This is a genomic window from Mesorhizobium sp. USDA 4413 (assembly GCF_056280365.1).
Genome location: NZ_JBVPRP010000001.1, coordinates 3,529,167 through 3,542,128, shown reverse-complemented (window position 1 = coordinate 3,542,128; position 12,962 = coordinate 3,529,167). Strand labels below are relative to the sequence as shown.

Annotated in this window: 11 protein-coding genes and 1 pseudogene; 5 read left to right on the top strand and 7 right to left on the bottom strand. The window is 64.4% G+C overall.

Features of this window, described 5'->3' with window-relative positions:
* Nucleotides 1–3: 3 nt before the first annotated feature.
* Nucleotides 4–2,268: a xanthine dehydrogenase family protein molybdopterin-binding subunit gene (locus ACVMIM_RS17105; RefSeq protein WP_476113402.1), complete on the top strand. Its 2,265-nt coding sequence runs from the start codon at nt 4–6 to the stop codon at nt 2,266–2,268.
* A gap of 235 nt (nt 2,269–2,503) precedes the next feature.
* Nucleotides 2,504–2,749: a MoaD/ThiS family protein gene (locus ACVMIM_RS17100; protein ID WP_041001561.1), complete on the top strand. Its 246-nt coding sequence runs from the start codon at nt 2,504–2,506 to the stop codon at nt 2,747–2,749.
* Nucleotides 2,750–3,193: 444 nt separating this feature from the next.
* On the opposite strand, the gene ACVMIM_RS17095 is transcribed toward ACVMIM_RS17100, so the two are convergent.
* The gene (locus ACVMIM_RS17095) at nt 3,194–3,418 is read right to left on the bottom strand and encodes a DUF768 domain-containing protein (protein WP_041001563.1); all 225 of its coding nucleotides are present in this window, start codon (nt 3,416–3,418) and stop codon (nt 3,194–3,196) included.
* Nucleotides 3,415–3,750, bottom strand: a complete 336-nt coding sequence (locus ACVMIM_RS17090) for a hypothetical protein (RefSeq protein ID WP_476113399.1) — start codon at nt 3,748–3,750, stop codon at nt 3,415–3,417. The genes ACVMIM_RS17095 and ACVMIM_RS17090 overlap by 4 nt, the downstream gene beginning before the upstream one ends.
* Before the next feature lie 260 nt (nt 3,751–4,010).
* Between ACVMIM_RS17090 and ACVMIM_RS17085 the strand changes: the two genes are divergently transcribed.
* Complete coding sequence (locus tag ACVMIM_RS17085; protein ID WP_476113398.1) at nt 4,011–4,214, top strand: hypothetical protein; 204 nt, start codon at nt 4,011–4,013, stop codon at nt 4,212–4,214.
* A gap of 285 nt (nt 4,215–4,499) precedes the next feature.
* Nucleotides 4,500–4,688, top strand: coding sequence for a hypothetical protein (locus tag ACVMIM_RS17080; protein WP_476113396.1), 189 nt, complete (start codon nt 4,500–4,502; stop codon nt 4,686–4,688).
* Between the two features lie 573 nt (nt 4,689–5,261).
* Here the strand turns inward: ACVMIM_RS17080 and ACVMIM_RS17075 are convergent.
* The 4 genes from ACVMIM_RS17075 to ACVMIM_RS17060 all read right to left on the bottom strand — a co-directional run bounded on the left by ACVMIM_RS17075 (nt 5,262) and on the right by ACVMIM_RS17060 (nt 9,743).
* Nucleotides 5,262–5,813 carry a hypothetical protein gene (locus ACVMIM_RS17075; RefSeq protein WP_476113394.1) on the bottom strand — a complete coding sequence of 184 codons (552 nt, stop codon included), beginning with the start codon at nt 5,811–5,813 and terminating at the stop codon, nt 5,262–5,264.
* 34 nt (nt 5,814–5,847) lie between these two features.
* Complete coding sequence (locus tag ACVMIM_RS17070; protein ID WP_476113393.1) at nt 5,848–7,887, bottom strand: hypothetical protein; 2,040 nt, start codon at nt 7,885–7,887, stop codon at nt 5,848–5,850.
* Nucleotides 7,888–8,206: 319 nt separating this feature from the next.
* The gene (locus ACVMIM_RS17065) at nt 8,207–8,638 is read right to left on the bottom strand and encodes a DOPA 4,5-dioxygenase family protein (RefSeq protein ID WP_476113391.1); all 432 of its coding nucleotides are present in this window, start codon (nt 8,636–8,638) and stop codon (nt 8,207–8,209) included.
* Between the two features lie 148 nt (nt 8,639–8,786).
* The gene (locus ACVMIM_RS17060) at nt 8,787–9,743 is read right to left on the bottom strand and encodes a homocysteine S-methyltransferase family protein (RefSeq protein WP_476113390.1); all 957 of its coding nucleotides are present in this window, start codon (nt 9,741–9,743) and stop codon (nt 8,787–8,789) included.
* Between the two features lie 225 nt (nt 9,744–9,968).
* Here ACVMIM_RS17060 and ACVMIM_RS17055 point away from each other — a divergent pair.
* A pseudogene (locus tag ACVMIM_RS17055) lies at nt 9,969–10,638 on the top strand (TetR/AcrR family transcriptional regulator).
* Nucleotides 10,639–10,721: 83 nt separating this feature from the next.
* Here the strand turns inward: ACVMIM_RS17055 and ACVMIM_RS17050 are convergent.
* Nucleotides 10,722–12,794, bottom strand: a complete 2,073-nt coding sequence (locus ACVMIM_RS17050) for an ABC transporter ATP-binding protein/permease (protein ID WP_476113389.1) — start codon at nt 12,792–12,794, stop codon at nt 10,722–10,724.
* Between the last annotated feature and the right edge of the window lie 168 nt (nt 12,795–12,962).

Genomic DNA, 12,962 nt, shown 5'->3' with positions numbered 1-12,962 from the left:
TCCATGAATTTCGATCCGCGCTTTTCAGGACGCAAGTTCGCTTCCGTCGGCACGCGCCCGATCCGCCCCGACGGCATCGACAAGGTGACCGGACGCGCCCGCTATGGCGCCGACTTCAACATGGCCGGACAGCTGGTCGGCCGAATTCTGCGCAGCCCCCATGCGCATGCGGTGATCAAGAAGATCGACACCTCGAAGGCGGAAAAGCTCGCCGGCGTGAAGGCGGTGATCACGGCAAAGGACCTGCCCGACCTCACCGACGGCGACGCCGCCATGTACGACATCCTCGACAATTCGATGGCGCGCAAGAAGGCGCTCTATGACGGCCATGCGGTGGCCGCGGTGGCGGCGATCGACGCCCGCACCGCCCGGGAGGCGCTGAAGCTGATCGAGGTCGACTATGAGGTGCTGCCGCATGTGACCGATGTCGACGAGGCGGCGCAGCACCACGCGCCGCTGATCAACGACAAGGTCTTCACCGAGGGCCTCGAGGAGAAGCCCGCAAAGCCCTCCAACATCACCAAGCGCACGCAGTTCGGCCATGGCGACGTGCATGCCGGTTTCGCGCAGGCCGATTTCATCGTCGAGCGCTCCTTCAAGACCGAGCAGACGCATCAGGGCTATATCGAGCCGCATGCCTGCGTGGCGAGCGTCAACCCGGACGGCACGGCGGACCTCTGGGTCTGCACGCAGGGCCATTTCGTCTACCGCCAGCATTGCGCCCAGCTGCTGGGGCTCGAAGCCTCGAAGCTGCGCGTCACCTCGTCGGAGATCGGCGGCGGTTTCGGCGGCAAGACCCATGTCTGGGCCGAGCCGGTGGCGCTTGCCTTGTCCAGAAAGGCCGGCCGCCCCGTAAAACTGGTGATGACCCGAGACGAGGTTTTCCGCGCCTCGGGCCCGACCAGCGCGACTTCGATCGACGTCAAGATCGGCGCCAAGAAGGACGGCACCATCACCGCGGCGGAAGCGACGCTGCGCTACAGCTGCGGCCCCTATGCCGGCTCCTGGGCCGAGATCGGCGCGATGACGGCGTTCGCCTGCTACAAGCTCGAAAACGTCAAGACCGTCGGCTATGAAGTGCTGGTCAACCGGCCGAAGACCGCGGCCTATCGCGCGCCCTCCGCGCCGATGGCGGCCTTCGCCGTGGAAAGCGTGGTGGACGAGCTCGCCAAGGAGCTCGGCATGGACGCGGTGGACTTCCGCATCAAGAACGCCGCGCAGGAAGGCACGCGCTCGTCCTACGGCCCGGTCTATGGGCCGATCGGCATCGGGCCGACGCTGGAGGCGGTGAAGAACCATCCTCATATGAAGGCGCCGCTGAAAGCCAACCAGGGACGCGGCATGGCCTGCGGCTTCTGGTTCAATTTCGGCGGCCAGACCTGCACGGACCTGAACATCGGCATGGACGGTACGGTGTCGCTGGCCGTGGGCACGGTGGATGTGGGCGGCTCCCGCGCGTCGCTGTCGCTGGTGGCGGCGGAGGAGCTCGGCATCGACTATTCCCAGGTCAAGGCCGTGGTCGCCGACACCTCTTCCCTCGGTTACAACGACATGACCGACGGCAGCCGCGGCACCTTCTCCTCCTCGATGGCGACGATCTCGGCCGCGCGCAACGCAATCAAGATCCTGCGCGAGCGCGCGGCGCAGACCTGGGACATCCCGGTGGAGGACGTGGTCTGGGAAAAGGGCCATGCGATCGCCAAGGGCGAGAAATACGGCAACCTCTCGCCGCTGTCGCTCAAGGAAATCGCGACCGCCTCCGGCAAGACCGGCGGGCCGATCGCCGGCCATAGCGAGCTCGTGGCCGACGGCGCGGGTGTGTCCTTCGCCACCCATATCTGCGACGTCGAGGTTGACCCCGAGACCGGCTCGACCCGCGTGATCCGCTATACGGTGGTGCAGGATGCCGGCAAGGCGGTGCACCCGACCTATGTCGAGGGCCAGTACCAAGGCGGTGCCGCGCAAGGCATCGGCTGGGCGCTCAACGAGGAATATATCTACGGCAAGGACGGGCGGCTGCAGAATGCGGGCTTCCTCGACTATCGCATCCCGGTCTGCTCCGACCTGCCGATGATCGACACGCAGATCCTGGAAATCCCCAACCCCAACCACCCCTATGGCGTGCGCGGCGTGGGCGAAACCTCGATCGTGCCGCCGCTGGCGGCGATCGCCAACGCGGTGTCGAATGCCGTCGGCGTGCGCATGACCCACATCCCGATGTCGCCGCCGCGCATTCTCGCGGCGCTGGAGGCGGAACGGGAGGGTTGAGAGGTATCCAAGCTAGGGCAAGGTGTGTTGAGATTCAGGTCAGGCCGAGCCGAGAATGATGGCTTCCGAGAACCGGAGCGGAGCGTACTTCAAGTACGTGAGCACCGGCCTACGCCGGCCGTAGGCTCGGCTGCGCGGCGGCTCACGAGTGCTTCGGCCGGCGAAGGCCGGAAGCGCAGGAAGCCGTCCTTCGCAGGCCGGCCTCACCTCAATACCGACGCACCTTGAGGCGGTAATGGTCGAAGTCACCCTTTGGGGCTCGCTCAGCGCCGTCGCCGGAGGCAAGGCCAAGCACGACATCGAGGCCAAGGACATCAGGGAGCTGTTCCGCAAGCTGGCGGAACAGTATCCCGGCATCGAGCCCTGGATCGACCGCGGGATAGCGGTGGCGATCGACGGAACGATCTATCGGGATACGTGGAGCAAGGAGCTGCCGAAGGACGCCGAGATTTTTCTGCTGCCGCGGTTGGCTGGGGGGTGATGGAACCGGCGGCTGTCTGCCAGGGGAACCAAAGCGTCCTTCGTTCGGATGGCGATTAATTTAGCATAGGCTGATATACCAATATCGGCCGGCGCCCTGTATCTAGTCCGTGCCCCCGCCGGCCAGGCTCGGCTCGTGGGCACCCCCCGCTTTCGAGCCGGGCCACTCACGGATCGATCCTCTATCGGTTTGGGCTGCTATCGGTTTGGGCGGTCTTCGCGCACAACGTTGTAGAGAAGCAGCCCCGCCGTCAAAGCCACGACAGCGCCTAGCATGTCGTGGCCGGTCAGCCCTGAATGATACACGAAAGCAAATGCCAACTCAGCCATGATCCCACCTGGTGTGCGGTACTTGGTGAGAGAACCCTTAGGGCGCGCTAATGTTCCTATGGTAGGCGTGGATCCAGGCCCAGCGGCTCAGCTCGAATGGATAGCGGCCCGATCATTACGGTTTGCCGGTGTCCTTGGGGCCGACTATCGCGGCCCGGATCGCCTCGTAGGCGCTTCCGACTTCCTCTTCGATCTCCTCCTCGGAGATACCTGCCGCCCTGGCGTCGGCGAACAGCTTGGTGGTCAGCTCGGCCACCGAGAGGATGTCCGCGCCCACATTGCCGCGCATCACATTATCGGTGATCCATCGGCCGAAGAACTCCGCGCCACGCTCGCTCATTCGCCCTGCTCTTTCAGAAAATGAGCCTCCCGAAGGAGCGCATCCCAGTCGGTCCCGATGGTCTCGATCAGCTCGCCGGCCTGATCCTGGGTGATGCCGGTTTCCCTTGCCAGGCGCCCTGAAAGCAATTCGAAGACAGCCTGGTCGCTCTCCCCCAAATTGCCTTCGCGATGCTGCAGCGCCTCGAAGATCACCTCGAAAACGCTGTCGACCTCTTCGTCAATCTCGCTTGCAGGGATGCCTTCGCGCCCCGCCGCCTTCACCATCTCGACGGCCAGATCGCTCACCGCGACCGGATCGTCCGTCAGCACGTTCGGCAGATGCTCCGCCATCCATCGGTCGAAGAAATCGAGACCGCGCCTGCTCATTTGGCCATAAGCGCCCGAGGAACATTAGGTTCCGCTGATACGGACTGAGGTCCCATTTCCCGGCGCATTGGTCCGTCGCGTGAAACATATGCGCTGCGATCTCATTAGCACTGCGCTGACGAAAAATCAGTCCCTTCATCGTCAGTCGGCTGGATCGCCCGTCACCTGCGCGCAGATGACGGGCATCCGATGAAAAGAACAAGGGCTGGGGCCAGAGGTGAACAGTGTCTATTTCCGATGAGTTGCGGGACGTCAGTCTTCGCTATGAATGCCCCAACTGCCGCCGGCCGATCATCAGGAACGGCTCGTGGTTCAAGGCGGTAAGCACTTTCCACTGCGACGCCTGCAAGGCCAAGCTCCGGCTTGGCTACTCGGCCAAGCTGGCGCTTTTCGAACGCCACGCCAAGGCGGCGTTTGCGGGGGCGTGATCTGTGCGGATGAGCTCCTGTGGGCCCTTTGCCGAGGCGCGGCTTCCTTCCCGGGAGCGGCTCGCGATGGCCGCAAACGACAACGGCGCGCTGCACCAGCGCGATCTTTCCATCCTCGATCTCATTCCGGCCGATGAGGCCTCGCCAAGATTGCCGCGAAATCAGAGCGGATGAGCATTGCCGCGGCCGTGGGCATAGCGATCAGCCTTTTCATAGGGCCGGTGGTGTTTTCATGCCTGATGCTGGGCGTGTGGAACGCGGCGTTGGACAGCAACGGAGACAACGATGATCGAAACGTCCACGACGTTGGAAACCAGGGTGGCGGGCTTGCAGGACAGGCTGAGAGCAGCCAACCTCAGCACGGATGACATGCTGGCCTTCCAAAAGGTCGCGGACGTGCTGGACAACGGCCATGGCGGCATCGACGTCGACGACCTGATCGCGCTGTCGTTTGTGGTGGAGGACGAGGGTTGAGGGGTGGGTTGCTCGTTTAGGCCGCCGCGAATTGTCAATATAGATAGACCGATTCTCAATAAGCCTCAAACACGGCAAATTTCTTGCGGAAAAATTGACATGCCAGAAAGAATGCTTAAGCACATGTTAGGTAACAACAAGCGCGCCCGTCAGTTTGTTCTTTCCTTAAGTGAATATATAATTTCGGCCTGCAGACTTCCAAGCGATCTTTTGCCTCGCATTCAGCTCGAATTTGACGGACTTTGATCTAGCATCTTCAATCTTTCGTCCAGCGTCTCCCAATGCCCTCAGCGCTCGCCGCGATCCAGATCGGGTCAACTAGGGTGGTGGCGATGCTTATGGGCAGTGGGGTTGGGATGTGAGGATGCAGAGGCCCTCGTGGTTTAATCAGTTAGCCGACACTCCCCAACCGACGGATTCATAATCCGCCTCGCGCTTTTATGCCTCCATGGTGGAGGGCTGAGTTCATGGCCTCGGGGCAAGAGCGAGGTTGCGGGATTGATCCGCGATTATCCCTGGGAGTCAAGCCCGCTCGGGTTACCGCTCTAGATCACGACCGCCCTTGCCCGCGCTCTACTTCGCCACCTTATCCCCACCCTCCTGCCCTTTCGGCGCCGGGGCGGTCGTCACGCCGATTGCGGAGATGCGCCAGCGGTTGTCGACGTTTTCGAAGGACAGGTCGAAGTCGATCTCCAGCGGTTGCGTGGGAAAAAGGCCGACAAGGTGCAGCTGCTTCTGCGGATCGAGAAAGGGCGGCGTGGACAGCTGCGGGGCGACCACGGCAACCGCGGTCAGGTCGGCGCCCGAGTGGCGCAGCGCCTGGAACCTGATCGCGAGATCGGCGGCGGTGTTCTGGGCGCGAAAGCCTGGCGAGCCCATGTCCCGCAGCACCGTGAAGTTGCCTGTTTCCACCGCCTGCTGGAGAGCCATCATGGTGCTGCGGGCGAGATAGATCGCCTGCGCGGCGTTTGCCGGCCAGGCGGGCGCGGCCGGCGCCGCCGGCGCTGTCGGCGCCGCCACCTTCTTCTTGCCCGGCGCCGGCGCCTGGGTCTGCGTCTGGGCAAGGCCAGGTCCGGCGGCGCATACGGCAAGCATCGCCGCCAGGAGAATTGTGACTGTTCGCATCGGAATCATCATGGCGCGCCGGCGGGACCGCTTCCTACCAGCTCATCCTCAGGCCCAGCCGTCCGCCGGCCATATGCTGGTTGGGATCGAAGGCGACGCCGCCATTGAGCTGGAGCTGCGAGCCGAGCCGGGCGCCGGCGCTGAGCGCAAAGGCATTGACGCCCTCGAACGTGCCCCAGTTCAAGGTGGTGACGAATTTTTCGTCCGGCAGCACGGTCGGCGCGCCGGCCAACGCCATCGCCATGGCGACGCCGGAATAGGCACGGCTGCCGACGCTGTCGATACGGGAGCTGAGGCTGTTGAATTGCGCGGGATCGGAAAGGCCGAGCGCGCCCGGCGTCACGGAGGCGAGATGGCCGCTGGCATCCGTGGTGACGATCTCAATCGCGCCGGTCTGGGCCGATGAGCTCGCCGCCGACGTCAGGCCGGGCATCGAATAGGTGTTGCTCGCCGTTCCGAACACCTGCTCGTTTTGCCTTGTTGCGACCGCACCCGAGCCGTAGGCGGCCGAGCCTGCATAGCCGGCGCTGGCGCCGGAGCCGATCGCAACGGCATTCAGGCCGGCCGAGGATGCGCCCGATCCCATGGCGATCGCATTGGCGCCGGTCACCGTCGTGCCATTGCCGAACGCGATTGCATTGGTGGCGTTGACCGTGCTGCCCGATCCGACCACCACCGATCCTGACGAATTGGCGGTGCTCGCGACGGTGTTGTTCGAGCCGAAGACCTGGATGCCGTTGCCGTTGCTGGCAACGTTCGGGGCGTTGACGGCATTGTCGTCGCCGTAGACCAAGGATTTGTCGCCATTGACGACATTGGGGTCGCCGATCGCGTAGCTGCCATTGCCCTTGACAGTGTTGCCGGTGCCGAAAGCGCCGCTGTCGTCGCCGGTGACACTGTTGTTCGAGCCGATGACGGTGGTGTTGTCTCCCTGCGACTGGTTGTTGGTGCCGCCGGCCAGCGCATTGGTGCCGTTGGCATTGCTGCCGGAGCCGGCCGCGGTGGAGTTGGTGCCGCTGGCGTTCGGCTGCGTGCCAGAGGCGGTCGTATCATAATAGGGCGGATTTCCGGCGCCGCCGGTGATGCAGGCCAGGTCGCCCGCGGCATTGGTGCCGATGCCGGAGGTGCAACCCGCAAGCGATGCAAAACGAACGGTGCCCACGACATCGAGGCCCGCGGCCGGGGTGTTCGTGCCGATGCCCACATTCCCGTTTGCGTCGATGGTCATGCGGGTCACGCCGTCGGTGGCAAGCAGAAGCCGGCCGCTCGAGGCGGTGGCCGAATGCGCATTGATCAGCGAGGTCCCGACGCCGAAGCTCGCGCCGCCATAGCCGAAGGTCAGCGCATCCGCGTTGGCCGCCGAGGACACACCGATGGTCTCAAACGTATCCTGCGTGGCCGCTCCATAGAGATGCAGCTTGCTGTCGGGAGAAGCGGTGCCGAGACCAACATTGCCGTTCGCGGCGATGTCGAGGCTGCTCGTGGGCGCGCCCGGACGGATGCGGAAAGGAAGCCGGCTGCCATTCGTCGAGTCGCGGATGAAGAAATTCGCCTCGTTGCCGCCGATATCCCAGGTCTGCGCCGTGAAGCCGCCGGCGCTTGTCTGCTCCAGTCGGATCGCCGGCGTGTCGCTTCGGGTTATCTGGAGCCCGAGAGCCGGGCTGGACGTACCGAGGCCCAAATTGCCAAAGCTGTTGACATAGACCGCATTCTCGGGAGCGCCCGCATCGACGCGGAACACCATCTTGTTGTTCGTTGCATCCTGGATGCCGAAGTAATTGGCCCCGCCGGAGCCGGAATCGTTCGCAATCAGCGCCCAGTCATTAGCGGCAAATCCGGCATTCGTGCTCGTGTCGTCGAAGTAGATGCGCGTGTTGTTTTCCTTCACAACGATGGTGTTGAACCCGAAGGACTCGTTGTTGACGCAGTCGAACCCGACGCAGAGGCTTCCTTGCACGATCTGGTCGTCCGCAACGACATTGTCGGCAAGCGCGTCGGCGACCGGCATGGCGAGGACCGCGGCCCCGAGGCGCAACGCCACGCATTTCGTCGCGAGCTGTTTTGGTTTCGCCACAAGCCCCTCCCCCGAGGATCGATGATCGCAGATGTGCAGGCTTATGTGCTGGCCGCCGGTTTGGCAAGCAGTAGAACCGCTCGCCGACTTCTTTATCGCGGGTGTGCTTCCAGCACATCACCAGTAACACAGGGGCTGTGTTCAGAGTCTTTTCCAGCCTGGATTATGCCGCCCGTTGCGCGGCCCGAATGTGAACTGTGCAGACACGCCTTGTCGCGCATTCTAATTTAGTAGTTCTGCATATATCTAGCTGGTCCGGTTCGCCGCAGCTCTCCGGCGCTGCTGTCCGGCGTGCATCGCTTCGTTAAAGCGCGGCCCTCTACACCCCCAGCGTCGGCTCGGTATTCACCTCCAGCGCCTCTTCCGCCTCGTCCTCCTCGCCAAGCACCTCGCCCTTCACCGGCAGCGCGCGGCCGATCCAGATCGGGTCGATCAGGTGGTCGCGCTTGGGGTTGGTGGTGTTGGGGTGGATGAGGATACTCAGGCCCCCGTGGTTCAGCATCAGCCAGGGGACCAGCGTGGCGAAGATTTCGGTCGCGAAGGAGACCTGGTACATGGCCTGCTCATGCGGGCCGACCGGCTCGTCGCGCCAGTTGCCGAGACGTACGCGAAAACGCTCGCCGATGCGCTCGCGCAGCCATTCGGCTTGCCGGCGCTCGGCCGCATCGCCGTAATAGATGTGGGCGTGATAGCTGGCGATCTCGGCGATCGGCCTGGGTTCGGGTGGCTCGGGACTGGTTTTTTCGTTCACCGCGATGCTCCCCTTCGATGATTGTCGCGCCGGCAGGAACTCTACCCGAAGCACGGGCACTTTGTCTGCAACCGGCGCGGCATTCATGGGGAGCCCGAGGATCACGGCCCGCGGCGGAGGAGAGCTCCGTCCGATGCTCGATGTCGGATCACTTGGCCGCGGCGGGCGCCGGCGTCACCGCTTCGCAGATCGCGGCTATATGCCGGTGGTCGGTGCCGCAGCAGCCGCCGAGAATACGCATCGACGGGAAGCTCCGCGTCAGCGCTGCGTAGCGGCGGCCCAGATCCGCGATATCGCCGATGTCCAGCGTATCGGACTCGTCGAGCTCGGCATGGCTCTTCGCCGATGCATTGGCGCGCACGCCGTGGATGCGTTTCACCCACGCCTCGCCGCGCGCCAGCGCCTGCTCGAAATGGGTCGGATGCGCGCAGTTGACCATGTAATAGGCCGGCGAGCCGTCGGTCGCTTCCTCGGTCGCCTCGATCGCCGCGCGCAGCGTCGTCCCATCGGCCAGCCTGCCGTCGGTTTCGACGGTAAAGGAGACGACGCAGGGCATTCCGGCCGCCTTGGCGGCGAGGGCGATCCCCACGCCTTCACCGACCGTGTTCATGGTGATGGCCGAAACCATGTCGGCTTGCGTGCGCGCGAAAATGTCGACCTGGAAAGCGTGATAGTCCCGCGCTTCCTCCGCCTCCATCCGGCCGGCCTTGTATCCGTCGCCGCGCGGGCCGATGACGCCGTTGAGGATGATCGGCGTGGCTGGCGTCTCCCACTTGTCGCGAAGGGTGCCGACGAGGTCAACCGAGGCAAGATTGATCGCCGTCAGCCGGTCGGCGTCGAAACCGATCGCCCGGCCCCAGTCGAGACTGGCGCGCCAGGTGGCCGTGTCGAGCAGGAAGCCGAGGCCCCTGCCGCGAGCGATCGGCAGGAAACGCTCATAATATTTCACCAGTTCGGCGCGCCCCTTCTCGTTTTCGAGGAGAACGAATGAAGCGAAATGCGGCAGTTCGATCCCCTGCAGGAAGATGAGCGCGGTCTCCATGCCGCCGTCGCTCAGAAAAAGTCCGCCGGCGACCTGCGGCAATGCGTGACGATATTTCGCCATGGGTCAAAACCTCCAGAGTTGGTGGACGGCAGAGCCGCCCGGGATGGAGCGGTTTTTCCCAGATCGAATGCGTGCAAACTAGTGAACGCGCGGTACGGAGAATGAGAGAACCGATTTCGTGCATGTTCTTCAACGGTTTAGCGATCAACTGGCGATGTGCCGGCGGGATATGGTATTGTCGCGCGGCGACATTTCCGTACCGCGGGTACAGTTGGAGGGCCTCCCATGCGCAAGGGTGAGGCAACGCGTGAACGCATTCTGGAAGTGGCCGAGGGCCTCTGTGCTCGCCAAGGGCTTTGGCGCGACCTCCATCGAAGAAGTGATCACAGAAGCCGGCATTACCAAGAGCGGGTTCTTCTATCATTTCCGTGACAAGAACGAGCTTGCCCACGAGTTGCTGCGCCGCTACATCGCCGAAGACCATCGTATTCTCGACGAACTGTTCGGCCGCGCCGCCAATCTCTCGGACGAACCGCTGCAGGCATTCCTTATCGCGCTGAAGATGCTGGCTGATTTGATGGGCGACCTGCCGGGAGGCCATCCCGGCTGCATGATCGCCTCGATCTGCTACCAGGAGCGGCTGTTCGACCGCCGCGTCGTCAACCTCAACCGCGAGGCGATAGAGAGTGTCAACGCCCGCGTCCTCGCCCATCTCGAGACCATCGCCGCTGTCCATCCGCCGCGCGAGCCGGTCGACCTGCCCGTGGTTGCCGAAATGCTGTCCTGCATCATCGATGGCGGCATCATCATGGCCAAGGTCACCGGCGATCCGGCGCGGCTCGCATACCAGATCCTGGCCTATCGCGCCTTCGTTAAGATGCTGTTCGCCGCGCCTGTCCGCGATATTCCATCCGGCGGCGTGCCATCCCGGCAGAGCAGCCCGGCGGCCGGGTAAGAGGCCGCCCGCCATTCGGCGCGGCGCGCCTCAGGCTGCATCCCCATGAAATGGGAAACCGAGGGACGGGCAAGACCCGTGGCTTACCGCGCGGACCCTCCTCTCGCCCCACCCCCCCACAGCGCCCGCTGCAGCAGGCCGCGCTTCTTCCTGCGCGACACAAGCTCCACATCGCTCACCAGCCGCGCCCCGCCCTCGCGCCGCTCCAGCGTGATCTTTCGCGTGTGGAACGCTTCCAGCTCGGCGCGGTGGGCGACGCTGATGATGGTGACCCTGGGCAGTTCCTGGACCACCGTCTGCATCATCCTGTCCTGGCTTTTCTCGTCCAGCGCCGAGGTCGCCTCGTCGAGCACGACGATGTCGGGCGCGTGCAGCAAGAGGCGCGCGAAGGCCAGGCGTTGTTTTTCGCCGCCCGACAGCGTCTGGTCCCAGGGCGCCTCCTCCTCCAGCCGCTCCTTCAGATAGCCGAGGCCGACCTTGTCGAGGGCGGCGTCGATCTCTTTCGTCTTCCAGTTGTCGGCGGCGGCGGGATAGGCGGTGGCGCGGCGCAGCGTGCCGGACGGAATGTAGGGGCGCTGCGGCAGCATGAAGAGGCGCTTGCCCGGGTGGAAATCGACGCTGCCGCTGCCCCAGGGCCACAGCCCGGCGATGGCGCGCACCAGCGTCGACTTGCCGGTGCCGGATTCGCCCGAGACCAGCACGCGCTCGCCGGGCTGGATCTCCACCTCGGTTTCCTTCACCACCGAGGTGCCGTCGTCGAGCGTCACGGAAACATTGTTGAGGCTCAGCATCGCGCTGCCCTTGGCATCGCCGCGCTGGATGCGGCCGAGCCTATCGTTCGCTTCGGCCCGCTCCAGCCCGTCGAGCGACATCATCAGCGATGCGATGCGGCGGGCGGACGCGTTCCAATCGGCGAGGCGCGGGTAATTGTCGACCAGCCAGCCGAAAGCGCCCTGCACGAGGGCGAAGGCGGAAGCAGCCTGCATGACCTGGCCGAGTGTCATGGAACCGTCGAGGAATTTCGGCGCGCATAAAAGCACCGGCACGACCGGCGCGAACAGGCTGGAGCCTTGCGAGACCAGCGTGGTGCGCATGTGCTGACCGGTGAGCCGAGCCCAGCGGCCGAGCACGCCGGCGAAGCTGCGGTCGATGCCGGCATTCTCTTCCTCCTCGCCGCCGAGCAGCGCGATGCTCTCGCCGTTTTCGCGCACGCGCGTCAGCACATAGCGAAACTCGGCCTCGGCCTGGTTCTTGTCTTCCGAGAGCTGGACGAAATGGCGGCCGATGAAGAACATCGAGGTCGAGGTGATCACCGCATAAATGACCGCGGTGACGACGAGGAAACCGGGCACGGTGATGGTTGAGCCGCCCAGGGAAAAACTCAGCGCGCCGCCAATGGTCCACAAGACGACGATGAAAGTCGAGGCCGCCAGGAAGGCGTTGAGGACCCCGGCGAGGAAGTCGACCGGCGATTCCGTCGCGATGCGCAGATCCTCCGTCAGGCGGGCCTCGGGATTGGCGTGATCGCCCTTGACGAGGTTGAGCTGGTAATAGCGGCCGCTGGCCAGCCAGCGCTGGACGACCGCCGTGGTCAGCCAGGAGCGCCAGCGGCGCTGCATGGTCATGCGTACATAGACCTGGGTGACCACCAGGCTGATGCTGCCGGCGACCAGCGGCAGGAAGATGGCGCTGAGCCAATAGACGGTGCGGGCGTCGCGCTGTTCGATGGCGTCGAAGATCGCGCGGTTCCAGCGGTTGATGCCATATTGGAAGCCGACATTGACGCAGATCAACATGATCAGCCCGATCGTCAGCGGCCAGGCGAGCTTGTCGCCATGCAAACCCCAATAGCCGCGCCCGCTGATCCAGAAGCGCCGCAGCAGATATTTCTTGCGCGCCCGCTCGGCTTCTTCGGGCGAAAGCGCGGGACCGGGCTCGGCGGCCTCGGGCGGCGGCGCCCCCGCATGGCCGATGGCCTCCGGTGCGGCATCGGCGGGCGCTTTCTGCTCGGACGCCTTGGGCTCGGCTTCGCTTGGCTTGGGCGGTTTCTCCTGCCGCAGCTTCGGCTTCGCTGCCCGCTCCTGCGGGCGTGATTGGCGGACCGCAAGCGGAGCGGTGGCGCCTGCGGGCGTCGGTTTGACTTTGGCCTTGGGCATCGCGCGACAACGGCTTAAAAATCAAAAGGTTTCATGCGGGCCGCCCAGGCCGATCGCATAGGGCGTTCCGCGATTGCGCAGGACCTTGGAGCGCTGCCGCCGCGCCCGGCGCTCTATTCCCGGCTACCCTGCCCTTTCGCGGCCGCTTCCAGGCCGGATTACAGTGAA